This is a genomic window from Kamptonema formosum PCC 10802 (assembly GCF_000332335.1).
In the GTDB taxonomy this organism is placed as follows: Bacteria; Cyanobacteriota; Cyanobacteriia; order Cyanobacteriales; family Oscillatoriaceae; genus Oscillatoria.
Genome location: NZ_KB235948.1, coordinates 6,374,099 through 6,399,666, shown reverse-complemented (window position 1 = coordinate 6,399,666; position 25,568 = coordinate 6,374,099). Strand labels below are relative to the sequence as shown.

Here is a 25,568-nt window from a genome sequence, read left to right as displayed (position 1 = left end):
TTGAGCACAGGTTATTAACAGGATTGATTTGACCGTAGCCCAAATCATAGCACGTTTTGGGCGCTTTTTTTATGTCGAATTGTTAAGATTCAACACTTGTGGGGATCTAGATGCTTGCACTTGTAGGTAGCAACTACAGTTAGCTTAGCACAGGTGTTTGGCCACAAATCCGGGCTAGACTGCTGTCGGGTCGATAAACCGGCCTCGCATAATGGCCACCGGCGACTCGGCAATGGTGACCATATCCCCTGTTTGTGGGTGGGGTGATACCTTGAGCTATAGAGACAATCAACGACTTCTGCCCGCGCTCGCGCCCACCAACGCTGGCCCGCCGAGCTGCTCATGGGCCATCCTGTGGCCCTCTCACTCACCCGCGGTCATTTCCAAATATCAGGTCAACTTCGGCAGACGAGCCAGATCCTTGAATCTGAGCGCAGTAAGCAACCTCTAGCTTAGAGGTTCCCGTTTGGATTGCCTCACCTTGGCATTGTGAAGCCAGATAATATTAAGTTTTGTAAACTTCCGCTTGTTAGAGCAAATGCTTTAAGTTATGATTGTTTCCATCCACCTGAGAGCGTCCCAAAAGGTAGGGGAGGGAATCCGCTCCATCCAAAGTCAGCTGGTGTGTTCAAAAGGTAGCCGGTAAATTAGGTGTGTATTAGGTGTGTATTTTCCAAATGTCGATTTGGACAAATGGAGATCAAAAAGGCAGTTTTGATTAAAATTATCCCGAGTTATTCAGGAACAAAAAATGATGGCGAAAGGAACCCTTAATCCAAGTCAAAATATCTGTAATATGGATGGTGAGATTACCAGTCTAGCTGAAAACATAGCTGCCAGGTTTAGTAGCTTACCCCAAGTCTTAGCGGTTGTCTTGGCCGGCTCTCAAGGCAGCCTAGTATCAGACAATTTATCCGATTTAGATTTTTATGTTTATATTGCCGAAGAAATTCCGGTAGAGACAAGAGCCGAAATTGCCAGAGATTTTGCCGAGCGCTTTGAAATTAACAACCTATTTTGGGAGCCTGGCGATGAATGGATACATACCCAGTCTGGACGGGGTATTGATATCATGTATCGGAGTACAAGTTGGATTGAGGAGCAACTTGATTGCGTCTTAGTCAAACATCAGGCAAAAGTGGGTTATACGACGTGTTTTTGGTTTAATGTGTTGCATTCCCTGCCCTTATTTGATAGAATGGGATGGTTTGAGGGACTGCTTCAAGGGGCTAGGCAACCCTATCCAGACCCCTTGAGAAAAGCGATAGTCGCGAAAAATTATCCGATTTTACGAAAAAATATCTCCTGCTACCTGCACCAGTTAGAGTTGGCACTAGAGCGCCATGATTGGGCGAGCATTAATCATCGAACAGCCGCGTTACTGGCGAGTTATTTTGATATTATCTTTGCCGTTAACTCTGTCCCCCATCCTGGAGAAAAACGCTTGGTAGAATTCGTGAAAACTCTCTGTCAAAAATCTCCCTGCAATTTTGAAGAGCAGCTTGAGAGTTTGCTAAAAGCCACTTCGGTAAATGCCGGCCATTCAGATTTGCTCGACCGAGCGAATGCCCTGATTGACCGTCTGGATGAATTCTTAATAGCAGAAGGACTGCTCACTCCCTCAGGTGAATTAGCCTAGAGGCGAGCTGTCGAGTGAGCTGTCGAGTGAGTTGCGAAAAATAGCCGATTAGTTTTCTCTCCGCTGTCTCCTTGTCCCCCTTTTCTTACAAAGCTGATAGAAAACTTTTGCTGTACTAAAAGGCGAATTATTCGACAGCATCTGCCCCGTATGCGTCGTAAATTTCTGGTATATTTCGCTGAATAAAGCCGTTCAAGCACGCGGTAAAAACACACAGCTAATGTACATAAGGTAGTGCAAACTTGTCGCCGTCAAGCCCCGTCTGCGATTGTTTTTTTGGGCCAAACTTTGAATTTGAAGGCCCAGTCAGATGATTTTCTCTCTTGTCCGTCTCTAGTTCGTCAATCTCACACCGAAATTCTGGCATCAGGTTTGACATACCGCACACTATCCGCTACGATTATTATGTACAAGCACTGTAGCGCAAATCTATGACATTTAACAGGCTGGCATGGGCCCCAGAAGAGAATATCTCAAAGTCCAGGGCGCTAGTCTTCTTAACGATCGCCTTAGTAGCTCTATCTCTAACAGCAATTTTTATCAAGATTTCTGTTAGAGAAATCAGCGTCAATGCGACATTATTCAATCGGCTGTGGCTGGCCACTCTTATCTTTGGGGCGTGGAGTGGACTGAAGCAAGCACGCACTCAAGTGTCAGAAGTCCAACCTGTGCCACAGCAGGGTTACGAAATTAGAGATATAGTGCTTTTACTCGCCGTAGGTATAGTTCATCTACTGGGCCGATTTTGTTGGACTTGGTCGCTAACTCAAACGAGTGCCGCTAATGCTAATGTTCTGGGAAGTCTCACCCCCATATTTACCACTCTGGGAGGGTGGCTGCTATTCAATCAAAATTTTGACCGCCGATTTCTGATTGGCATGGCCTTGGCCGTAGTAGGAGCGAGTTCTTTAGGACTGTCAGACCTATTAGAATCGACGAATAGCTTAACAGGTGACGCTGTAGCCCTAACATCAAGTCTATTCTATGCCGCCAACTTCTTAATCATAGAACAGATTGGACAAAAGTTTTCAGTAACAACTGTACTCGTGTGGCGGTGCTTGATTGGGACTTTGTTGATGATCCCCCTAGTGCTACTTTTTGAAGATCAAATTTTCCCGATTTCTTGGTCAGGATGGGTAGCAGTGATTTGCCTAGCGGCTATCTGCGAAGCGTTAGGTCACGGATTAGTCGTCTACAGCCTCAAGCACTTTTCTTCAGGGTTTGTTTCCTTATTCCTGTTGCTCGATCCGGTAATTGTCGCTATTCTTGCCTGGCTGATATTTTCGGAAACCTTAAGTTTTTTCAACTTGTTGAGTTTGGCCCTAATTCTAGAGGGGATATATCTGGCGAAAACTGGAAAAGGCTCTGATAAGGCGTCAGAGGAAGAGGAAGATGTAGGGGAGACAAAATCTTCTCCAATACCTGTCCTTGCAGAAGATGGAGAAGATTTAGGGATCACACCACAGAAGAAATAGCTCTTTTAGCGTACCAAGCTGCACCCTGTAAACCGGCCCCATCGTTGAGAATCACATAGACAGGGACAGACTGCAAAAAGTTGCGCATCTTGTCTTTATTAACAAAATTCTCCAGGAAAATCGGTTGGTGCAGCTTGTCCAGAATTCGGGGCGAAATGCCCCCACCCAAGTAGACACCCCCTGTGGCCAAAAACTTCACGGCGGCATTGCCTGCCTCTGCGGCTAAGATAGATACAAACATATCCAGTGCTCGCACGCAGAGCTGGCATTGGCCGCTGAGAGCGGCGTTGCTGATACTAGCAGCCGGCTCTCCATTTTGCATCTCTTGCTCCAGCCACTCGGGGGTGACACCGTAACCGCTGTCGCGAAGGAAATTGTAGATTTGCACCAAACCTTGACCGCCCAGAAGGACTTCATAGCTAACCCGCTGGTATTGGCGCTGAGTGTAACGGAGAAGTTGCCACTGCTCTTCATCGAATGGACCGAAATCGGCGTGTCCGCCTTCTGAAGCGAGCGCATGGATTCGACCTCCCACATCTATGAGGGCAGCTTCTCCCACGCTAGTACCAACTGCCACGACAACCCGATTCCCCCCGGGCAATTTGCTGCCGGCATTTAGCGTCACTAACTCGTCATCCCGCAAGGTTTCCAACCCGTAGGCATTGGCTTCCACATCGTTTAGCAAAGTCACAGGACTGCCCGTCACTTCAGCCAGAGTTGCCGCGCTCACCTCCCAAGGCACATTCGTCAGCTTGCACCGGCCCTCTATCACCGGCCCGGGGACGCCAAAACAAGCGCTTTCAATCGGATGCTCGCAGGTTTGGAGAAAATGGCGGACCACCTCCTCAAAGCTGCTGTAATCCTTGCACTTGTAAAAACCCTGAGCGACTGCTGAGAGGTTGCTGTCAAACACGGCCAGCCTGCAATTAGTCGCCCCTATATCACCTGCCAGAATCATCCTAATTCCTATTTGCTTTACAACTTACGATCCTACCACAGATTAGAGCGGGTGAGCGCTGCAAGACAGTCAGGCATCTTCCGCCATGTCGATGACCAGTGCCCGGCAATTTGGCTGGCAATAGATATCGACGGCATTGGATGTCAGCTTCGAGAACGGGACGGAGTGAGTGATGATGGGCCGGAGATCGATTTGTTTGGTGCAGATCAGTTCCAGCGCTCTTCGGAAATGATCGGGAATGTATCGATAGCTGCCGTAAATCTTGAGCGACCGATAGTGAATCAAATTTGGATCTCCCTGAAATTTCGTTCCAGGGGGTGTGCCACCGAAACACACTGCAGTGCCACCACAGCGCAGAAGGGTCAGTGCCTGTTCGTAGGTTTCAGCAGATCCCGCAGCTTCGATAACCGTATCAGCGCCGTAACCCTGCGTCTGCGCCATCACCACATCCGCGAGAGACTCGCGGGTGACATTGACGGTGCGGGATGCGCCCAAGGCTGACGCCTGTTGCAGGGAATCGTCATACTTGCCAGCGACGACAATCCTAGTAGCGCCTCGCATTCGTGCTAGCTGAACGAACGTCAGCCCCACGCCTCCCGAACCGATAATAGCGACGCAATCGGACAAACCGATGTTGGACAAGGCCATCCCTTGCAGAATGCAGGCGAGTGTTTCCGTGTACGCGCCATCCTCATAAGAAACTGATGGGGGAAGTTCAAAGATGCCACCAGAAAGGGCAGCCGGAACGCAGACAAATTCCGCCATGCCACCCGGTCGTAACACTGTCGGTTTGACACAGTGTCCCGCCTCTCCCACCTGACAGTAAAAACACTCCCCGCAAGGTCTTTCTGGGTTAACGGTGACGCGCATTCCCTCTCGGATGCGGGAGACACCCGTCCCCACAGCAACAACATCTCCTGCCAGCATGCGGCCAAAAATTTCTGGAGGCTTGTGCTTGACGTGACCCACCTGGATGGCGCGGACGTGCATAGCAGAAAAAAAACACTTGCGGACTTTGATCAGGACTTCGCCCGGTCCGGGGTCAGGTCGGCTCACGGACTCTAAGCGAAAATTCTCACGGCCTGGCCCGTACCAGACCGCAGCCATCATGGTTGTCATGACTAATTCCAATCTCTAATTCAACGGGCTGATCGCTCTGGAAAATGCGGTCGCAGTTTGCCGGACGGTGGCAGTGCGAACCGCTTTCACTCAAAGCTTTGTCTGTACTGAGCGGGGCGAAGATTCGGTTAAGAATTTCTCGAACCACGCCCGATCGATCCGTTCGAGTGAATCTAGGATCGCATCTGCTGCGGCAAATTTGGGGTTATCTCGTTCCTCAGCTGCTGGAACAGCGATGCATCGCATACCCGCTGCTTTAGCACTCATCATGCCGCGAACAGAGTCTTCAAAGGCAACACACTGCACAGGAAGCACCCCCAGGCGGCGTGCGGTCGTCAGATACACGGCGGGGTGCGGTTTCCCAAATTCCTCTGTTTCCGCAGAATTTAAAACATCAAAGGCGTCTTGCAAACCGAGCCGGTTGAGTGCGGAGTGAACCAGACGCATTGAGGATGAAGTGGCTAAAGCCAAAGGCAAGCCCATCCTCCGGCACAGTTGCACCACTTCAACGGCACCAGGCATAGGCTGTCCCACAGTCGCCACAAGTTCGCTGACCCGACTGACGATCCGTTCGGCTGCGGCGGACTGGCTGCAACCAGTCCACGGGAATTGAGCGTACCAATAACTGACGACCGCATCGGTACGCAGCCCCATTGTTTGAGAGCACATACTCTCTTGCAGGGGAACCCCCAAATCGTTGAAGATTTCCACTTCTGCTGTGCACCACAAAGGCTCACTGTCGATCAGCAAGCCGTCCATATCGAAAATTGCAGCCCTGTCCAGCATTACAGCTCCTCAAGCGTTCATGTCAACAACGGTGCGCGTACCGGGTTGTGGACTCCAAGAAGTCAATTCCTCCGGAAGTTTCTCCAGCGGAATCAGCCGGCCCAGCAGTCCTTCAAAGAATGCTTCGTCGCGCTTGATGCACTCAATGGCTGCCGTCACAGTTTTGTCTGTGGCACCGGCGAAAGAGGTGAACACCGTAATTTCCCGCATGAAGAGTTCGTGTGGGGAAACAGGTAAAGGAATCCCTGGTTTGGGAACGCCATAAATGCAGACCACACCTGCTTTGCGCACCGCACCCAGCGCCGTGGCCAGACCGTCTGGCGAACCGGAACACTCGACGACCAAGTGCGCCTTGTCTGGCTCTGGCACTTCAACCCGATCGAGCTTCAAATTCTCCGCCCAAAGAAGCGGTGCTTCCGAGATATCGTACAGGGAAATTTTCCCTTCAAAGCTGGGAGAATGAGTCAGCAGGTATGCAATGAGCGCCCCCGAAAGTCCGCCGCCAATTATCAGAGTTGCCGGTCGCGATACCGGCAGTAAATTGATAGCAGCCTCAATGCGCCCGACTCCCCGAAACGCACAGCTTAAAGGCTCGATCAGCACCCCCAAAGCAGGATTTTGGAAATCAAAGGGGTGCAAGGACTTCTTGGGGGCGCGAATTTTTTGGGCGTAGCCACCGTCGCTGTTGACGCCGAGCTCCTGCAAATCGAGGCAGTGACTGGTGAGTCCCTCCAGGCAATAGGTGCACCGACCGCAGGAAATCTCGTTATTGAGCGCGAAATAACCTTTTTCGTCGGGCAGTTTGCAGACCACCTCATGACCCAGGATGCGCTCTGAGTCCAACCCCGCCGCTGTAAGCTGCTGGTCTGTTTTGCAGATTCCGACAAATTCTACATCGGCAATGACTTCTCCGTCTCGAACATTCCCTGGTGCGGGAACATCGCGGATTTCTACCTGATTGGCTGCGTACAGAACTGCGGCTTTCAACGGACACCTCCTGAAGCGACGGATTGGCAAGAAAGCATCAGACCGAGTTTCTCCAGAATTTGATCGAGAACGGCAATGGCACAGTCAATTTCTTCGTAGCTGATGTCGAGGTAGGGCGCAAACTTCAGGACGTTGAGGTCGTATCCGCCGATTTGGAGAATCATCCGCCAACTCTTTCCCTTGTAGGTAAAATCGCTCTCTTGGGCGATCTCCGCTGCCAGTTGGGCGGAATTGCGATAGGGGACACCCTTTTCATCGGCAAAAACCATGTTCAAAAGCAGTCCCAACCCATCCACGCTCCCAACAAATGGATGGCGCACTTGCAGTTCGCGCAGGTTGGCAAGAAAGTAGGAACCCTTCGCTGGCACTGAAGTTTCGTAGTCCTGGGCCATCATGTAGCGCCAGGATGCCAGTGCGGCTGCAGTGCCCAGTGGGTGATTGGCAAAGTTGCTGTGCGCGTGTCCCGGAGTGAAGACTTCTGGATCTACCAAATCTGCTCTAGCCCACACTAAGCTGACTGGACTCAATCCATTCGTGAACGACTTGCTCAGAGTAATAATGTCTGGCACAAATCCAAAGTGCTCGAAGGCAAACAATTTGCCGGTGCGGTACATGCCAACTTGGATTTCGTCGTCCAGGATAAGAATCCCGCGCTCTTGCATTTCGCCGGTGAAATTGCGATAAAAATCTTTCGGCGGGATTGTGTAGCCCCGCCCCTGGCAAGGCTCTACCACAATGGCCCCAATCTCCGAACTGGTGGCGCTCGCTATTCCGTAATATTCATTAGAAAAAGCCTTGCGGATCATGCGGGCGCAGTATAAATCGCAGGTGTCTCTTTCTTTTTCGTAGAAACACTGAGCGCAGTTAGCAAACGGGAACATAATCGCCCGCTCTGGAAATTCATTAAAATACTGCCGGTAGCGGTGGCTGCTGGAAAGGCACAGCGTGCTGAGGGAGCGACCGTGGTAAGCGCCCATCATCACGGCAACCTTATTTTTTCCCGTGTTTTTCCGGATGATTTTCAGCGCGTCTTCCACTACGAGAGAGCCGCCGACATTAAAGGATACCCGACCTTTTACGCCCGTCCTTTCATAAATGGCATCGACTACTTCTTTGGCTACCAGCAATTTTTCCCGGTGCAGGAAGTCTCCGCAGGCTTGGGGCAGCGTGCCTAGCTGTCTGCACACTTCCGATTCTATTTCTGGATTTCGATACCCGAAATTGCAGCTTGAGTGCCACATTCCCATATCGATGTATGTGTTGCCATCGCTGTCGAAAACCAACCCTCCCTGGCAACCGCTGACGATGATGGGCTTCTCCTGATAGTGAACAGTGTCTCCCCAACAGAGGTATTCCCGATCGATTGCCCGAAGATCCTCTGTGCTAACTTCAGGTACTGCTGTCAGTTTTTGCTCCCCCGTAGCTGCTTTTGTCCGCTCCCCTGCCCGCCCGCTCATTGCAGTGTTGGTTCCTTCTGCCAGTGGGTGTAGCTCTAAGCTTCCATCGATGAGTTTATCAAGCTCTAGTGGCTCTCCGGGTGAAGGGTAACGTATATGCTGCTCTTGACTCATTTCCTGTTCCCTAGCTTTTTTCGTGCCTGCCTTCAGAAAGCGTGATTCAATCGCTTTCTGAAGGTAAAGAGAAGCTTATAACATGCTTATCCACTTGTAAAGCAGCTCTAAGTAAAATTTACAATTCTTATTGCAGGGGAGGAGTGCGGCAGCTAGCTCCAACAGCTATTGACCTGACATGATGCCCCTCCCAGCTAGCCTCACCCAGCACCGGCAGGAGGCTGACAGTTGACCACAGCTGCTGGAGAATTTCGGGCCACGCTCAGATTGGGGCTGACACCAGCTGCCAGTCAGGCTAGTTGCGCCGGCTGCCGGTCTGCTATCCATCCATTTCGCGCTCAAGCCCTAGCTCGCCTCGGATAAAAAAAACCGGGTTGATTTCACAGCAACCCGGTTTCTAATATTTTTTAGCCGGCTACGGATTAGGACGAATCAGCACCACCGGCGTTTGCTCGTTAGCATTCCCAGCGGGATTGCTCCTTAAGGCTTCCTCCAGAATCGCCGGTGTAATATCACGAGTCGCAGCCAATATCTTAACCGCTTTCAAATCATTTACATCGACAATCGCTGCAGACAGTCCCGTCTTTTCTTTAATTTCTTCCACCACTTGCTGGGGATTTTCTGGTCCGAGAACGATAAACTGGTCGTAGGGCGGCAGGGTGCCGGTAACGTCATCTATTAGCCTTGCCTGCTCACCGGCCAGCTGGTAAAAAACTCCCGGTTTGCGCAGCAGGACTTTGGCAATTGTCCCCACCACAAATGCGAATATTACCCGCACTGGCCCCACAATATTCACCAAACTCTGCATCCCGCAAGCTGTCGCCAAACTGGAGGTTGGCATGAAGAAATAGCACAGCCGTTTGGCTACAAATCCGGGCTTGATGGTGGTGGGGTCGATCAACCGGCCCTGCATGATGGCCACCGGCGACTCGGCAATGGTGACGATATCCCCTTTTTGGGCGTGGGGCAATACATAGCGGTTGACAATTTCTGCCGGCGAGTCGAGTTCTGTGAGCAAGTGGGTTTTCACCGGCATCACGTCGGCGACGGGCGTCGTGCGCCACCTCCCCGGAACGCTGGCATCCGGATATTTCAGGGGAACCACCACATGGCGCACCTTGGGGACTCGCCCCCCTGGCCCATAGGTAACATAGCTGACCCGAATCCAGGCGGTGTGCACCAGGCTGAGGTCTGGCCCTTTAATCTCGACGGCCACTTTCATTTGAGTGGTTTTGCCCGTCTTGACAATGTAGGCAAACCAGTAGTCATCGTCTCGTGCCGGTTCCTCCTTGTGCAGGGGGACGACTTTGGTGCGGGTTTTCACGCCCTCCAGACTGCCTTTGGACAGCAGGCTCACATCTACAGTCACCGACGGCAGCATAATCTCCAAGCTCTTCGTCCGGTTGCGGAACTCCATCAGTCCCACTAGCAGATACCGGTCAGGCTCGGTTTCCTCCAGTTTCCAGTCCCCCGGAGTCAGTTCCAGATCGTTACCCGGACGCCGGCGGTACTGCCACTCTAGGGCCAGCCCACCTGCTCCCAGCAAGAGGGCAGCCGCTCCCACACTAATTCCCACAGCTTCTGCGATCGCCACAGCCTTTACCCAATTCTCCAAATAGTTTACACGAGCCGCCCAACAATCCCCATCCTTTCCCGGTGAGCTAACATCGGCGGCCCTTGCCTTGGTTTAGTCTATTACCTCGCGGTCACGTCCGGATGCCCGGGAATAGTCACCGGCAGACGCTTCGCGCGAATATAAGGCAAAAGGATATTCCTGTCAAGGGGTAAAGCTTAAATTTCTCCGCACAGCCCGCCGCTCCCCGGCTCCCGAGCAAGGATCGCGCCAGCAATAGCAGAAAATCTGGAACAAACCCTCCCCTGGCAAAGAGATTTTTCATAAACATTTGTAAACTTATAAGAAGCGCTATGCCAATTTCATATTTGTTTAAGGAGTTTCATGAAGCTACTGATGACTGCCGAGCGCTCCTGCCTGATTGGCCATATTGCGGCAATGGCCTTTGGACTGGCTGGGCTGCTGCTGGTACTGCCCCATCCGGAATTTATCGTCAACTTACCGCCATCGGGCCAGACCCTTTTCCGGTGGGGGATGGCTGGGGGTGGGGTAGTCCATATCGTCTTGGGCGCGGCAGCGGTGGCGATTTATGCCTACCGGCAGCTGGGGCTGCGGCTGTGGCTGACGTTCATGGTGCCGGCGGTTTTCCTGTCTCTGAGCAGCGAACTGCTGGGGACCAGCACCGGCTTTCCCTTTGGCCACTACCACTACCTGAGCGGCTTGGGCTATAAAATTGCCGGTTTGGTGCCCTTCACCATTCCCCTATCTTGGTTTTATGTCGGACTAGCGTGCTATCTTCTCGCCCGTGCCGGTTTGGATAAAACCAGCCTCCCCGGTTGGGCGCGCCAAATTGGCGCGGTTGCCCTGAGTGCCGTGCTCCTCACCGCCTGGGACTTCGTGCTCGACCCAGCGATGAGCCAAACCGCCTTTCCGTTCTGGGAATTTCAGGAAACCGGCGCATTCTTTGGCATGCCCTACCGCAACTTGGCGGGGTGGCTGGGCACCGGCGCAGTGTTTATGACCGTGGCAGCCTTCCTGTGGGGCAAGACACCGGTTGCCCTGTCTCGCCGGCAGCTGAATTTACCCCTCACCGTTTATTTGGTAAACTTTGCCTTCGGTGCCATTATCACCGTAGTCGCTCTGGACACCCGGTTCTGGATTCCCACCGCCCTGAGCGTGCTGCTGGGCGTGGTTCCCGCCGTGGCTCTCTGGTGGGTGGCCAAACCGGCTCCCGCCGCCACCGCTCCTGACAAAGCCCCCGTCCTCAATACTAAAATTCCGGTGGCACCCCTGTAAATTGTGGCTCTCGCCCGCCCGGGTGTGGCGGGGGCTGGAATTTCCGTCCCTCGGGACTCGCACAAGCCACCCCCCCACCTAGCGCTCAGGTCAAGTCACCCCAGAAACCGGGTGTCTCGTAACAAAAAAACCCGGTTTCTCAACCCCGAAACCCAACACTTGACCCGCCCTCCAGAGCAGTTCTAAATGATTTGTGAAATTCTCTCTCTTTTGTTAACGGAAGCGCTTGAAACCTAGTGGCTAGAAACCGGTATTGTTTCAGAAACCCGGTTTCTCAGCTTTCACGCTCTATATTTGCTCACACATAAAATCACCCCCCTCGCACACAATTGACTGAGACACTAACAAGTGAATTAGCCCTGGGATTGCTGCTGCTTCAACTGCCGGCAGTCGCTATTTTACTGTCGCGGCTGCTCAAAGGGCCCAGCCGCAAGCCTCCCGTAGAACCCCAACCGGCAGCCCCAGACTTGCTGGGCGCAGTCACTGTAGTCGTCCCCACCCTCAATGAGGCAGCGCGAATTGGCCCAACACTGGCCGGCCTGACCCGGCAGAGCTACGAAGTCCGGGAAATTATTGTCGTGGACAGCCGCTCGCAAGACGGCACCCAGGAACTCGTCAAAGCTGCCGGCAGCAGAGATCCCCGGTTTCGCTTAATTGAGGACGGCCCTTTGCCGCCGGGCTGGGTGGGCCGCCCCTGGGCGCTGCACACCGGCTTCACGCACAGTTCCGAGGCGAGTCAGTGGGTTCTGGGCATTGATGCCGACACCCAGCCCCATCCCCGTTTAGCTGCGGCTTTAATAAAAACTGCTCAGGCGGAAAACTATGACATGGTTTCGCTCTCTCCCCAATTTATACTCAAATATCCGGGTGAGCTGTGGCTGCAACCGGCACTCCTGCTCACCCTCGTCTACCGCTTTGGCCCCACCGGCACTCCCAGCAGCGGCCCGGAACGGGTGATGGCCAATGGCCAGTGTTTCCTGACGCGCCGGTCGGTTCTGGCGCAGCTGGGCGGCTACAGCAGCGCTAGCAGTTCCTTTTGCGATGACGTGACGCTGGCGCGGAACGCAGCGGCGCAGGGATTTAAGGTCGGCTTCTTGGATGGGGCGAAGCTGCTGAAAGTGCGGATGTATGAGGGCGCAGCTGAGACTTGGCGGGAGTGGGGGCGCTCGCTCGACCTCAAGGACGCCTCCTCCCCGGGACAGATTTGGGGCGATTTGTGGCTGCTTCTGGCGGTTCAGGGAATGCCTGTGCCGGTCGCCCTCAGTTTTCTGCTGTCTCCAGAGCTCTCTTTTTCCCCCTCTCCCCCTGTCTTCTTATTAGAGTTGAATCTATTTCTGCTGGCGGTTCGGTTTGCTTTGAATTTTGCCATCGCCCCGTCTTATGACCGCACTCAAGCTCGCGCCGGCTGGGTGTTCTGGCTCTCTCCTCTGGCGGACCCGCTGGCGGTGCTGCGAATTTTTCTCTCTGCTATCAGGCGACCGACTCAGTGGCGCGGGCGAAATTATGGGCGATCCCAATTTTGGATATAGCGTTTCTCAGTTGGGTGAACTATGCCCCAGAAACCCGGTTTCTGTAAGAAACCGGGTTTCTCCGTACCTCACTAATCTGAGAAACGGTATAAATCCAAAATCCAAAATTGGTATGAGAGCCAGAAACGAGAATTTAATCCACTCGTTCAAGCTGCCAGAGAATTTGGTTTCCCTCGCGCCGCACTCGCGACACAATCCAGTTGCGCCAGACCCAGTTGTCGCCCCGGCTGGTGACGGCGCTGGCGTTGACATCCATCAAATCTGCGAGTTCAGAGCTGGTGATCAAATAGCGTTTTGCGGCGATTTCATCGGCGATGCGCAGGGTTTCTACTAAATCGCGCAGTTGAGTGACCCTGACTTCGCGAGGTAAACTTTCGGGGGATTCAGCAGTTAGGGGGGCATTCGAGTCCGTCATGGCCACATCCGAGGGGGAAAAGTCAGTGAGTGTAAAATTGGATTGTATCGTTTTGTTAACAGCGCCGTCAGTGAGTGCTAAACTAAGGGCACCGGCCTCTGGCGGCTTTTTGAGGGATGGGGTCTGCCCGAGGGAGAAGGCGCGGGCGATGGCGTCGCAGCGTTCGTTATAAAAGTTGCCGGCGTGAGCTCGGACGTGCTGCCACTGGATTTGTCGGGAGTTGAGCCGGTCGAGGGTTTCCCACAGGTCTTGGTTGAGGACGGGTTTGCCGGTGGAGCTTATCCAGTTTTTCTTTTTCCAGCCTTTAATCCACTGGGTGATGCCGTTTTTCAGGTATTCGCTGTCGGTGTAGAGGGTGATGGGTTCGTTGTGACCGGCTCTGTTGAGGAATTCTAGGGCGGCAATGGCGGCTTGCATTTCCATGCGGTTGTTGGTGGTTTTGGGCTCTCGTCCGCCGAGTTCTCGGATGGAGCCGTCGTCGTAGCAAATGACGACTCCCCAGCCGCCGGGTCCGGGGTTGCCGGTGCAGGCTCCATCGGTGTAGATGCTTTGGATTTTTGTGGGGGAGGGCATAGATTATTTTAACCGCCCCCGTGAAGGAGCGCCAAGGAAGAGGGGAGGTTTAGCGAGAAATTAGGCGCAGTGTTACTAAAGTTAGCATGGCGAGCGCTATGGGGGCAATGCCCCACAGGAAGGCTGGGGAGTGGGTGAGGGCAGTGTTTTTTGGAGGGGGCTGACCGGCTGCAATTGCGGTGGCGGTGACGGCGCTCACGGCTATGCCGGTGCTGGCAATCGCTGCGGTGAGGTTGAGTTCGCGAGCGGCTTTTGTTTGCTCTATTTCGATGGCGCTCCTGATGGGAACTGCCAGATTTGCCAGTTGGGTCAATAGGGATTTCAGGCTGGCCCGCTCTATCTCTAGCTGCTGCCAGTATCTCTCTTCGGCGGTTTGGGCGAAGTCTTTCATTATCCCTAAGGATATTTTAGCATCAGTTTCCAGTTTGTGCAACCTTTTTTGGTAATTTTTTAGGTTGATTTCTAGGGCGCGGCTGTGGCCTTCCAGGCGGTTTAAATCGCCGGCATACGCTGAGAGGGATGGCAGGGATTGGGTTAGGGCTTTCTGCAAGTCTGTGAGGTTCAGGTTGGGGGAGTGGATGGCTTCTAGGCTGGCGACGGTTTCGTTTATCTTCTGGGCGCGGGTTTTCAGTTCGTTTTTCAGCAGCCGGCTGCTCCAGTACGCCCATAAGATTTTGTGCCGGTAGCTGAAAAGTTTGGTAAAATCGAAGTAAAGGGAGGCTCTTTTTTGCTCCAGCCGGTCTGCGGTCAGCTCGCTAAAAGGAAACAGGCATATTATCAGATGATAGTGATCTCGGCTGAAGATATCCCAGGGCTGCAGCCAGTTGGCGGGAGCGTGCCAATACTCAAAGACTGTTGCGCCGGCAAGACTGCCGGTGGCGCGGAAGTCGGGGGTCCAGTTGGGGTTGGGGGTGAGTTGCTTGAAGCACTCTTCCGCCACTTTTCGGGAATTTTGGCTGCTGTCTGCCAGTTCGCCCCACACGAGCCAGGTTTGCCCCAAGGTGCCTTGCTTTTTGTCGTCGAGTTCTGTACTGTCTGAGTGGTGATTGATTTGGGAGACGGCGAGCTTTTTCAGTTCTTTAAATCTCTCAACCGGGCGCTTTTCGGCGTCGGAAACACTCACCCGAAGGGCGTAGGTGTCTCCCAGCTGCAGGGCGCAATAATATCCCTCTGGGTGAGCGTCGGATTCGGTGCCGGCAAACTTCTGCCGGTCGAGCTCGACGAAATCGATTTCCGGGTTCTCCCTGCCGGCTAACTCCTCAAGCTTTTGGCGAAAGGCGAGGGAAATTTCACCGGAGACTTCCAGTTTCGTCTGTTCCGTCAGGGGGTTAACTTCAGCGAGTTGCTTGAGTTGGGCGTCGAGTTCGGGGTCAAATTTTCGCCAAAACTGCCGCCTGGTTAAATCGGTTCTTCTGGCTTCTTGTCCTAAGCCGTCTCGCAAGTCGTACAGGAACAAATCAACGGCAGGATTGATCAGAGACTGTGGGTTCATGCGAAAACCACCGCAGAAATTGAGGGTTGGGCCGGCTTTTAGTGGGCGACGCCGGCGCGTCACGCAGCCTGCTGCTATTTTACCACGGGGATGCCAAGTGCGAGAGGGCGGCACCCTGCAATCTTATTATATCATCTTTCTTCTTCCTTCTTGGCGTCCTTGGCCTCTGGGCGGTTAAATATTATCTTTGCTCTCCAGCCCCCTCAGATTCTCCCTGAAATTGTAAACGCTGCCCAGTGGTAGGGATGAGCGTAAGGTTTGCGGGTGGGATCTATTTTAATTGCTGCTTCGAGCTGTTCGATAGCAGTCATAATAAAAGGAATGACAGTCTTTTCAGTGGCGGGCAATTCAGCCCAAAGCTGGGAATACCACTGGAGGAGTTCTTCGGCGGTGACTTCCCGCAGCCAGCGCGCCGCCTCATTGAGCGCCTCAATGTCGGATTTGTCTCGCCGCCGGCGGTAAAATTCGACCATCACTAAGAAGCTGGCATCCGACTGCACTGACCAAAGAGTGCTGGCGACGCTGGCAACTTTGCGGCTGAGAAAAGCGCTGGTTAAACCGGCATATTCGGCGGTGAGAGTGGGGCTGCCGGTCAGGTTGCTGTGCCAAGCGGAAAGGCAGACTAACCGGCAGCGGGATAGCTCGATTTTTAGGACGCTATCGAGGTTCAGGCGCTGCTTGCCGGTGAGGGCTAGAGCTGAGAGGCTAGGGTTGAGGGAGTTGGAGAAAGTGTGCCCGGTAAAGTGGAAGATATCGCACCCGTCTGCTAGGGCTTGCTCTACGGCTTTCTGAGTGGCTTCCTGTGCGGTGAGGCGCTTGCGGTTGGGAAAAAGCCAGCAGATATATTCGGATTCTACCGCTGCGAAGGGAAGTTCTGGCAGCGGTTTTTCCTGAGAGTCGCTTTCGCTGTCGGGGCGCTCAACGCAGAGGAGGGTTTCCTGATTTTCTCCCGCCGGAGATACCGGTGATTGCTCTCCCACTGTTCCCTCGTTCGAGAGGGGAAGGGCGGGTGAGGCGGCTGCGGCGGCGGTCAAATTCAGCCCGATTTGAGCGCAGGGTAAATAGCTGGTGGTGAGCCCGTCTCGAAACAGCGCGTGCAGGGGGAAGCGGTGCAAGTCGCGGTGGGGAATTAAGATCAGCCCGGTGACATTTCCCTCCGATCCGCCGCCCGCAGACTCACCGGCAATCGCCTCTTCTATGGTTTGAATATTCAGGATTTGGCGCAGGTGTTTTATTCTGGCGGGGAGTGAGTCGCGCCAGGAGGGAAGCGGTTCGCCTTCAGTGCCGGCGTCGGAGTCGCCGTACTGTTTTTCCCACTCCTCAATCCAACTTTGCAATTCCCGCAACTGCCGTTCGCTGTGCGACAGGAAGCCGGTTTCTCCAGCAAACCGGCTTCTTCGCAGGGAAGCCAGCAGCAGCGGTGCCGGTGCGCCGTATTTAATAATAAAGGTGTGCAGGGCGTCTGGGCTGAGGTGCCAGCAAACCGCAGCGGTTGTGGGGCTGACGAGTTCCTGAATTTGGGCGTACTTGAGCGCCGGCACGCCGGAACTCCCAACCCAGAGCAGCCAGCTCAAACAGGTATTTTTCCCCCCTTCTGCGAGTTCCAGCGCGCGCACGAAATCGCCCTTCGCCACGCAGACATCTACCTTCAGCTGATTGATCGCAGCAAATTTGAGCGCTAGCTGCTTTTTACTCCAGTTGGAGCGATTGGGATCGACCAGCAACCCCTGCAGCAAATCTGAACAGCGCCGCAGCAATTTCTCCGCTTCTGCGGTTTGCTGCAGCCCCAAGAAGGTGCGGCTGACATCTTGCAAGACTTCCAGATGCAGTTCGGGAAAGGCGTTTTCTGTAATAGTTTTCAGCGCCTCAGTATAACTGCTGAGGGCTTCTTGCAAATACTGCGAGGCGCGTGAATCTTGCCGGCTTTGGCTGTAATGAGCCTGACCGATTTTGTGATGCAGCAGCCCCCAGCCTTGCGGGTGTGTGTCTGGGTCGCAATATTTCAATCCTTCTTGATAGCTTGCCAGCTTTCCTTCATAGCCGCGCAAGTTCAAGTCGGGATTGCGGTCAGCAACCGGACTCATAAACGCCAGCAGCAGATCGCAACTGGGTGAGTTTCCTGCAGCATCGCCCCGACTCATCCAGGCGAGGGAGAAATCTGGTTTAATCTCAATGGCGCGGTCGAAACTGGAAATCGCCTCTTCATACTGTCCCGCTTTTTGCAGCGCAACGCCCTGGCTGTGCCAAGCTTCGTGACTGTCTGGTTGCAGATCGACAGCGCGGTTTAAACTGTCAATCGCCTCTTGATATCGCCCCAAGCTATTGAGCGCCAATCCCCGGTTTGTCCAGGCTTCGCAGCTGTCTGGTCTCATCGCTATCGCCCGATCGGCGCTGGCGAGCGCCTCTGCATAGCGCCCTTCTTGATTGAGCGCCAAGCTGAGGTTAACCCACGCTTCCAGACCGTCCGGTTTAGTGGCAATCACCCGCTGGCAACTGGCAATAGCCTCTTCATACCGCCCTGCTTTATTCAGCGCCTCACCCCTGCTCTGCCAAGCTTTCTGCGAGTCTGGAGCGATAGCCAACGCGCGATCCAAGCTGGCAATTGCCTCTGCGTAACGCCCTAACTTGTACAGCGCCAAGCCCCGATTTAACCAGACTTTGTGCGAGTCCGGTTTTAATGCTATGGCTCTATCCCAGCCGGCAATCGCCCCCAGCAAATCCCCTTGCATGTATTGCCGCACGCCGCGATAAAACCATTCTTTGGCATCTGGCTCCTGCCGGCTGGCATCACCGGCACCTGACGCCTCTGCCCCAGCTTCTGCCTCGCTCTCGCCGGCAACTCGGTCCGGTTGCTGCGGCGTTTCTTCCAGGTTTGTTTCCGCTTCTCCCGCCAGAAGCCGAACTCCTAATTCCCCTGCAACTTCCCCCAACTCCCCGCAGCCAATTTCCTTAAGCCGCACCATCCGCCGCGCCAATTCCTGATGAGATTGCCGCTCCGGCAGCAACCTGTCCCTGCCAAACCTCTTGAGCCAATTCACCAGCGAGCTGTCTTCGCTGCGCTCTCCCAAATACGAGACGGCGCGCTCTCGATCCCATCCCTCCGCCACGCCATCCAGCAACCCCATGAACAGGGTTTCACAGTCGGTGTCGCTCTGGTTAATTTCTCCTGCTGCCGGCGCTGCGGGGTTAGCCCCGCTATCCCGGCTTATCAAACGATCGAGCCGATCCCACCTGACCTCGCTTAAAAAGTAGGCCAGCCGCTCCCTCCTAATCCCGCTGACAGACGGGGGGGCTGGAAGCCGCTGCTGAAAAAATTTGACCAGCCGGTGCCAACTACTGCCTAGCATCTGATGCCTCTATGCTTCACCTCTAATATAACCAGGAAGAGGCACAACCTCTTGAGCGTGCGTTCTCGAACTGGAGCCCGGCCCCGGAAGGCCCTCACAACCCCTACTTTGAGCTTCTATGCGGCCACAGATTCCCCCTCTTACATTCTAGACAAAATGCCGGCTTCTGTCAAGAGGGAATTAACAATTTTTTGCCGGCAATTTTGGGGGCGACATCTGATTCGCGGCTCGGCTCAAACTGGAAAAAGCAAGCCTTCCAGGGTCTGCGATCTCGCTGCAATTTGCTGCGGGCAACAGCCCGCAGGGGAAGAGTTCTAACTGAGGCCAGAAACCCAGTTTATTAAACAAACCTGATTTCTTTGATGTGCCGTTTATATGTGCCGCCCCAGTTGAGATGCGGCTGCAATCCTCAACAGTGTACCGGATAAACGTTCGCGCCCGCACAACCCATCGGTTCCCCATTCAACCCTTGAACCCCAACAGGGTGAGCCACGAAAGCGCCGCAGCCCCTAATCCTCCAATCCGGGCTCCTCTTCTTCGAGCGATTCAGCCTCGTCCGGGAGCTTTCGCAGCAGCTCCTGGCGGTGAGCCTGCGCCACAGGGTCATCCGGCTGGATCAGCAGGGCCAAGTCAAAAGAGGCGATCGCCTCCTTGAGCCGGTCCAAAGTCGCCAGAACCAGCCCGCGATTCACCCAGGCTTCAAAGTCAGCCGGCTCGGCAGCCAGAGCCTGGTCAAACGACGCCAGCGCCTCAGAGTGCCGGTGCAAATTCCACAGCGCCAGCCCTCGGGAGTGCCAAGTCTCCGCCTCTGAAGGCTCCGTTTCAATCGCTTGGTCATAGCAGAGGAGGGCTTCCTCGTACCGGCCCAGCGCCCTGAGCGCCTCGCCCCGGTTGTGCCAGCCCTTCGGCAAGTCCGGCTGGAGCTGCAGCGCTTGCTGGTAGCAGTTGAGCGCCTCTTCGTACCGCTCCAGCCTAGCCAGCGCCACCCCTCGGCTGTGCCAAGCTTGAGAGAATTCCGGATTAATTTGCAGGGCTTTTTCGTAAGAGTCCAGCTCCTGAGAGTGCCGCTGCAAAGCCGCGTGCGCCAGTCCCCGGTTAAACCAAGTGTTAGCATTGTGAGGCTGGAGTTTGAGCGCCGCGTCAAACGACGCAATCGCCCCCTCATACTCCTGCGAGTAAAACAGCGCCGCGCCCCGGTTCAGCCAAGCCGCCACAAATTCCGGATCTTGCTGCAGCGCCTGCTCGTAAGAGGCGACAGCGCCCGACACATCCCCAGCCCCCAGCTGCTGGTTGCCTTGCTCCCACCACCCCTCCGCCGTTTCCGGCGGTGGGGCCGGCTGCTTGATTTCCCTTTGCAGCAGCTCGCTGCCCATTTCATAGGCCACGTCCCCCAACTCGCCGCAGCCGGTTTGCCCCAGTCTGAGCAGCCCTCTGGCCAACTCCGGATTGGGAGCCGCTGAGGCCATAAACCGATCTCCGTAGCGCCGCAGCCAAGCCGCCCAATGCTCGTAGCTGCCCCGATCTCCGAGCTCCGAGAGAAATTTTACCACCTGCTCCCCATCCCACCCCCGCCGGCTCACCCCTTCCAGCAGCTGGGCGAAGAGCAGCTGGTAATCCGCATCCTCCAGTGGCGGTAGCGGTTTCCCCTGCGTTGGTGTAGTCTCAGATTCTATGGGTTGAACTGCCCTGCCAAACAGCCGCTGCAAAATTTCCTTGAGCATCTTCCGCATCCATGCATCACATACTCTTGATTGTAGGCAACACTTCCCGCCTCCTGTCCCCCCCGATCTCCACAAGGGACACAAGGGCGGGGGAGCGGGGGAGCCTCGGGAGGCGGGGCGGCAGGGGAGCGAGCTTGGGGGCAGCCATTTAAGACATATAGCTACACCCAGTCAAACTGAGAAGCGCCATAAATTCTGAATTGTTCACTGTTCATAAAGGGTGGGATTGTCCATGTCTTACGAACCCCTGCACCACAAATACAGGCCCCAGACTTTCGCCGCTCTGGTGGGACAAGACGCGATCGCCCAAACCCTGGGCAACGCCATCCGCCAGAACAAAATCGCACCGGCCTATCTGCTCACCGGTCCGAGAGGCACCGGCAAAACCTCCAGCGCCCGAATTCTCGCCAAATCCCTCAACTGCCTCGCCAGTAAAGTCCCCACAGAGCACCCCTGCGGCCAGTGCGACGTTTGCCAGAGGATTGCCAGCGGCACATCGATGGATGTGATCGAAATCGACGCCGCCAGCAACACCGGCGTGGACAACATCAGAGAGCTGATCGAGCGGGCCCAGTTCGCCCCGGTGCAGTGCCGGCATAAAGTTTATATCATCGACGAATGCCACATGCTCTCCACTGCGGCATTCAACTCCCTATTAAAAACCCTAGAAGAACCGCCCCCCAGAGTCGTTTTCGTACTAGCCACCACCGACCCCCAGCGAGTTCTCAGCACCATTATCTCCCGCTGCCAGCGCTTTGACTTCAGGAGAATTCCCCTAGACGCAATGGTGCGGCACCTCACAGACATTGCCAGAAAAGAAAACATCAACATTGCCGGCGACGCCCTCACCCTCGTCGCCCAAATTGCTCAAGGCGGACTCAGAGACGCCGAAAGCCTGCTCGACCAGCTCAGCCTCCTCATCCCTCCCGTTACCGTCGAAAAAGTCTGGGATTTAGTCGGCGCAGTCCCAGAACGAGATTTAATGGCACTCCTAAAAGCCATTGCTGACGATAGCGCCTCAGCCGTTCTCGACCAAGCCCGCCATATCATGAACCGGGGCAGAGAGCCCTTAATTCTCCTGCAAAATCTCGCCAGTTTCTACCGAGATTTACTAATCGCAAAAACCGCACCGGCACGCAGCGATTTAGTCGCCATAACGCCCCCAACTTGGGCAGAATTGTGTGATTTTGCCCAAAACATAGACTTAGCAACAATTCTCGCCGGCCAAAAACACCTGCAAGGGCTGGAAGTGCAAATCAAAAACACCACCCAGCCCCGCCTGTGGCTAGAAGTTGCCCTGCTGGGATTGCTCAAGAGCGCCACAACCGCCCAACCGGCAACCGGCACCGGACAGCAAATCTCCTTCGCTGCGCCCTCACCGGCACCCAACAGCCCCCCGCCCAAACAGCAGCAACCCCCGCCCCCCTTAATCCCCAAATCCCCAAATCCCGGCATTCCCCATTCCCCCGCCCCACCGGCACCCCCCCCACCGGCACCTCCGGCACCCGCACAGGCGGCGCGCCCTGCAGAAATGCCGGTGGAGCCCGCTGAAACTCAAGCCAGCCCCCCAGCAGCGGATGCGGCTGAGCAAGGGTCGGATCTCGAGCAAGTCTGGCAGCAGGTGCTGGCGCAGATTCAGCAGCGCTCCACTCAAGCCCTGTTGAGGCAGCACGGAAAGTTAGTTGCTCTGAACGCGAACCTGGCACGCATCATAATCCGCTCGCATCCATTGCTGGAGATGGCGAAAAATGGATTGCCCTCCGTTAAAACTGCTTTTGAGAGAGTTCTGAATGGCGAGGTGAGGGTGAGCTTAGAACTTCCCGGCGCTGCCCCACCGGCATCTGGGCCGGCGGAAACGAAACCCCCTCCCCCTCAGGATTTGGGCTCTCCCCCGCCGGCACCCTCCCCGACGCCGGCACCTGAAATCCGCCTGACGCCGCAACAGCCCAAGCCCCCTGAGATGCCGGCGGAAACGCCTGCCAGCCCCAGTGCCGGTGCTGCCCCGCTGCCGGTGGACGCCAAACGCGAGGACAGGCCAGAGGACCGGATCGAGGACCGGATCGACGCTTCTCCTGCAAATGCTGTCGGGATGGACGCCCTGACTGCTGGGCGGTGGGAGGAAGAGGATGTGAAATTTTCTCTCGACCGGCTGGTTCAATATTTCAAGGGAGAAATGATCGTCCTGCCACTTCCAGACGGTGCCGGTCCTGACGCACCGGCACCGGAAGAAGAGCCGGAAATCGCCGATTACGACCTCCCCCTTTATGGCAGTTCAGATGCGGAAGAATCATACCTAGAAGAGGTGCCAGACTACGAAGATCCTGGCTTTTGAACTCCTATTTTTACTGCATTAATCATTTAGTTGGCATAACTATTGAAGCCAGGTTTCTTTCCGAAACCTGGCTTCTCTTTCTTAATGGGTGTCTCAGCCCGGGCGAGAGGAATGAAAAATTTGTTAATGCCCTTGATGGACTGTTTTGACCCATTTCAGACGCTTGGGGCGTACCGACATGCGGGCGGTGACGCTGGCCATCACGACGATCCAGTGGAGCATGTAAACGATGCCGCGCAGGGTTTGCAGCAGGGTGAGGGATGCTGCGGTCGGGGCCAATTTTTCCTGTGGGCCGGTGCGGCGCAGGCCGGTAAACATGCCGATCAGGGACATGCCGAGCATGAGAGCGGTAATCGGACTGTACACCGGCAGCCGGCTGCCGGCGACGGCCATCAAAGAGTCGGGCACCGCTGCTATGGGCAGGAAATACTGGATAATCCAGAACATGAACATGTCCCAAGTCTTGCGAGTCCCCATGCGGTTGCGCCAAATCAGCGGCCAGTAGTCGAGATAGCGCTGGTGGCCCCCCTCTGCCCAGCGGTTGCGCTGGTGCCAGAGAGATTTGGCGCTGGTGACGCCTTCCTCTTGCACGGGAAGCAGGACAAATTCAATGTCCCAGCCATCCAGGTGCAAGCGCACGGTCAGGTCCAAATCGTCAGTAATCGTCAGTTCGTTGAAGCCGCCGCAGCGCTCCAGGGCCGCCCGGCGGACAAACTGGCCATTGCCGCGCAACTCTCCAATGCCGCCGATAGTGATGCGCTGCTGCTGGAAATAGCTGTCGAGCGCCATCTCAGCGACTTGTCCGCGAGTCCAGAAATTCACAGAGGCGTTGGCGATCGCTTTTCGCATTTGCACCGCGCCCACATCTTGGCGTGCGAAGGCCGGCAGCACCTGGCGCAGCACGTCGGGACTGACGGAAGCGTCGGCATCAAATACCGCCAAGAACTCGCCCCGGATCAGGGGCAGCACATCGTTTAGAGCCCCTGATTTGCCGCCACCGGCGGACTCTGAGCGGTGGAGCACCTTCAGGTGCTTGTATTCGGCGGCCAGTTTGTCCAGCAGCGCCGGCGTTGAGTCCGTGCTGGCGTCGTCGATCGCCCAGACTTCATAGCGGTCAGCTGGGTAGTCCAGAGCGCACAGGGTTTCCACCAGCCGGCCAATCACGGTTTCTTCATTTTTTGCCGCCACCAGCAGGGAAACGAGGGGCCAGCTGTCGCGGGTGTCATCCGAGAGGGGCATAGGGTAGCTCGCGGGTCGGGCCCGCAAAACTCGCACGGCGTGGATTGCCATCACGCCGGTGAAGCCGAGGACCAGCCAGATGCCCCAAGAGAACAGGTGCAGGGCAATCGTGCCACTCCAGACAATGGTCAAGACTGCAGCGGCTTTGAGCCTGCGATCCTGATACCAGGACTGGGGTATGGCCAAAGTCAGGCCCGCTGGCGGGTCGTTTTCTTCCGCTGCAGCAGCGATATCAGACCACAGCTCGTTGTAAGAATCGTTTTCTGGCCAGGAATTCGCCGGCATAGGTTACTTGATTTAAAAACCAATATTTGTCCACACCCTTAAAGAAGCTGGGGATCAAGTAACACCATACCGTACAGCCCTCGCACACGGACAGTTTGCCCTGGCTAGTGCGGTACTTTTCCACTTCTTCCGACTGCCGGTAAAGTTCGTACAGGCTGCCGTTAATGGGTATGCCGGTTTGGGCAAAATGGTAGCAGGGCAGCAGCAACTTGTTATCTGGCGAAATGGCTATCACGGCCTCCACCGCTTTGCAGCGGGGATTTTTGGTGTCGTTCCCCCCAGCTTCTATGAAAGCCAATGCTGCCTTATTGTATCCGACATTACTGTACTTCTTCGCTGCCGCCTCAATGGCCGCCACCATGTCCGGTGTGGGGTTTTTCTTGGAGTTGTAGTTGTCGTGAGCGGTGAAGGCGGGGTTGAGCCAAACCCGCACGCCCAGCCGTTTGCCCAGCTCCGCCACCTCGTCGATCCGATCGTAGTTTTGGGCGGTGACGGTGTGGTTGAGCACGGGATACTCCCCGAGCGAATGGGCGATTTTCACTGACTCCACCAGGGTGTCAAATATCTTCACCCCCCGCGACTGGTCGTGAGTTTCCGCATCTGGCCCGTCCAGAGAAAAATTCAGGAAGTCCACTAACCCCTGAATTTCTTTGGCTTTTTTGGGGTACAGGATGGTGTTGGTGGTGATGCTGGTGATGAAGCCCTGCCGTTTGGCCTCGGTGTAAATCTGGCCCACGTCTTGGCGCAGCAGCGGTTCGCCACCCGTAAAGTCCACATATTTGACCCCCAGCCGCTGCAAGTCGCCCAGATTCTGCTGAATTGTGGTAAAATCTGCTTCCTGATTCGGTTCCAGGGCCCAGATGTTACAAAAATGGCAGCGGGCGTTGCAGCGATAGGTCAGGTAATAATTCGCAACCAAAGGTGCCATAGGTTTGTATAGTTTTGTGTTCTATCGTTAAGTGTTTCATAAATTTTGAGGCTGTGCTGCCAAACCGTCAACAATTAAATGTGCACCGGCACCAGGGAGAGCCGGCACAAGCCAGGCGACGGCTCCCCGGCATTGGTTAAGATCGGGTGGGAGTGGGGCTCGGCGGTGCCCCTGGCCTTCAGGTGAGCTTGTCCCCTGCCACGAGTCCAGTCCCTCAACAGTGGTGCCCTGCCCCTGTCGGGCCCGCCGCCGCCCTCGCCGGTGCCTGGTGTCAGGTCCCGAAGCGTGCCAATTTATCAGGAA

General features: G+C 55.2%; 18 protein-coding genes. 6 read left to right on the top strand and 12 right to left on the bottom strand.

The window, feature by feature from the left end:
- The first annotated feature begins 751 nt into the window (after nucleotides 1-751).
- Entirely contained in the window at nucleotides 752-1,639 is an 888-nt protein-coding gene (locus OSC10802_RS0128185) for a nucleotidyltransferase domain-containing protein (protein ID WP_155968487.1), read from the top strand.
- A gap of 431 nt (nucleotides 1,640-2,070) precedes the next feature.
- Nucleotides 2,071-3,114 carry a DMT family transporter gene (locus OSC10802_RS0128180; protein ID WP_017720126.1) on the top strand — a complete coding sequence of 348 codons (1,044 nt, stop codon included), beginning with the start codon at nucleotides 2,071-2,073 and terminating at the stop codon, nucleotides 3,112-3,114.
- Here the strand turns inward: OSC10802_RS0128180 and glk are convergent.
- From glk to OSC10802_RS0128155, 5 genes are all read right to left on the bottom strand, one after another.
- Nucleotides 3,095-4,072: a glucokinase gene (gene glk, locus OSC10802_RS0128175; RefSeq protein ID WP_017720125.1), complete on the bottom strand. Its 978-nt coding sequence runs from the start codon at nucleotides 4,070-4,072 to the stop codon at nucleotides 3,095-3,097. The genes OSC10802_RS0128180 and glk overlap by 20 nt on opposite strands.
- Before the next feature lie 69 nt (nucleotides 4,073-4,141).
- A complete protein-coding gene (locus OSC10802_RS0128170) occupies nucleotides 4,142-5,191 on the bottom strand; it encodes a zinc-dependent alcohol dehydrogenase (protein WP_232731768.1) in 1,050 nt (349 codons plus the stop codon).
- 90 nt (nucleotides 5,192-5,281) lie between these two features.
- The gene (hxpB, locus tag OSC10802_RS0128165; RefSeq protein WP_017720123.1) at nucleotides 5,282-5,977 is read right to left on the bottom strand and encodes a hexitol phosphatase HxpB; all 696 of its coding nucleotides are present in this window, start codon (nucleotides 5,975-5,977) and stop codon (nucleotides 5,282-5,284) included.
- A gap of 9 nt (nucleotides 5,978-5,986) precedes the next feature.
- Nucleotides 5,987-6,964: a zinc-binding dehydrogenase gene (locus OSC10802_RS0128160; protein ID WP_017720122.1), complete on the bottom strand. Its 978-nt coding sequence runs from the start codon at nucleotides 6,962-6,964 to the stop codon at nucleotides 5,987-5,989.
- A complete protein-coding gene (locus OSC10802_RS0128155; protein WP_155968485.1) occupies nucleotides 6,961-8,421 on the bottom strand; it encodes an aspartate aminotransferase family protein in 1,461 nt (486 codons plus the stop codon). Before OSC10802_RS0128155 ends, OSC10802_RS0128160 begins: the two co-directional genes overlap by 4 nt.
- 342 nt (nucleotides 8,422-8,763) lie before the next feature.
- Between OSC10802_RS0128155 and OSC10802_RS55920 the strand changes: the two genes are divergently transcribed.
- Nucleotides 8,764-8,898: a hypothetical protein gene (locus OSC10802_RS55920; protein WP_255349181.1), complete on the top strand. Its 135-nt coding sequence runs from the start codon at nucleotides 8,764-8,766 to the stop codon at nucleotides 8,896-8,898.
- Nucleotides 8,899-8,950: 52 nt separating this feature from the next.
- Here OSC10802_RS55920 and OSC10802_RS0128150 read toward each other — a convergent pair whose 3' ends face one another.
- The gene (locus tag OSC10802_RS0128150; protein ID WP_017720120.1) at nucleotides 8,951-10,129 is read right to left on the bottom strand and encodes a hypothetical protein; all 1,179 of its coding nucleotides are present in this window, start codon (nucleotides 10,127-10,129) and stop codon (nucleotides 8,951-8,953) included.
- 363 nt (nucleotides 10,130-10,492) lie between these two features.
- Here OSC10802_RS0128150 and cruF point away from each other — a divergent pair, with 363 nt between their 5' ends.
- Complete coding sequence (gene cruF, locus OSC10802_RS0128145) at nucleotides 10,493-11,404, top strand: gamma-carotene 1'-hydroxylase CruF (protein WP_017720119.1); 912 nt, start codon at nucleotides 10,493-10,495, stop codon at nucleotides 11,402-11,404.
- A 329-nt stretch (nucleotides 11,405-11,733) separates the two neighbouring features.
- A complete protein-coding gene (gene cruG, locus OSC10802_RS0128140; RefSeq protein WP_017720118.1) occupies nucleotides 11,734-12,933 on the top strand; it encodes a 2'-O-glycosyltransferase CruG in 1,200 nt (399 codons plus the stop codon).
- Between the two features lie 133 nt (nucleotides 12,934-13,066).
- Here cruG and rnhA read toward each other — a convergent pair whose 3' ends face one another.
- The 4 genes from rnhA to OSC10802_RS42165 all read right to left on the bottom strand — a co-directional run bounded on the left by rnhA (nucleotide 13,067) and on the right by OSC10802_RS42165 (nucleotide 20,481).
- Nucleotides 13,067-13,921 (bottom strand): ribonuclease HI, encoded by an 855-nt coding sequence (gene rnhA, locus OSC10802_RS0128135; protein WP_017720117.1) that lies wholly within the window; start codon nucleotides 13,919-13,921, stop codon nucleotides 13,067-13,069.
- Between the two features lie 49 nt (nucleotides 13,922-13,970).
- The gene (locus tag OSC10802_RS42175; protein ID WP_017720116.1) at nucleotides 13,971-15,413 is read right to left on the bottom strand and encodes a hypothetical protein; all 1,443 of its coding nucleotides are present in this window, start codon (nucleotides 15,411-15,413) and stop codon (nucleotides 13,971-13,973) included.
- Nucleotides 15,414-15,616: 203 nt separating this feature from the next.
- On the bottom strand, nucleotides 15,617-18,760 hold the full coding sequence (locus OSC10802_RS42170; RefSeq protein ID WP_017720115.1) for a CHAT domain-containing protein: 3,144 nt from the start codon (nucleotides 18,758-18,760) through the stop codon (nucleotides 15,617-15,619).
- A 509-nt stretch (nucleotides 18,761-19,269) separates the two neighbouring features.
- Entirely contained in the window at nucleotides 19,270-20,481 is a 1,212-nt protein-coding gene (locus OSC10802_RS42165) for a tetratricopeptide repeat protein (RefSeq protein ID WP_198525208.1), read from the bottom strand.
- 232 nt (nucleotides 20,482-20,713) lie between these two features.
- On the opposite strand from OSC10802_RS42165, the gene OSC10802_RS0128110 reads away from it, so the two are divergent.
- On the top strand, nucleotides 20,714-22,813 hold the full coding sequence (locus tag OSC10802_RS0128110) for a DNA polymerase III subunit gamma/tau (protein ID WP_017720112.1): 2,100 nt from the start codon (nucleotides 20,714-20,716) through the stop codon (nucleotides 22,811-22,813).
- A gap of 123 nt (nucleotides 22,814-22,936) precedes the next feature.
- Here the strand turns inward: OSC10802_RS0128110 and OSC10802_RS0128105 are convergent, their stop codons facing one another.
- Both OSC10802_RS0128105 and OSC10802_RS0128100 read right to left on the bottom strand, forming a co-directional pair.
- The gene (locus OSC10802_RS0128105) at nucleotides 22,937-24,337 is read right to left on the bottom strand and encodes a glycosyltransferase family 2 protein (protein ID WP_017720111.1); all 1,401 of its coding nucleotides are present in this window, start codon (nucleotides 24,335-24,337) and stop codon (nucleotides 22,937-22,939) included.
- Entirely contained in the window at nucleotides 24,285-25,265 is a 981-nt protein-coding gene (locus OSC10802_RS0128100; protein WP_017720110.1) for a radical SAM protein, read from the bottom strand. Before OSC10802_RS0128100 ends, OSC10802_RS0128105 begins: the two co-directional genes overlap by 53 nt.
- Nucleotides 25,266-25,568 lie beyond the last annotated feature (303 nt).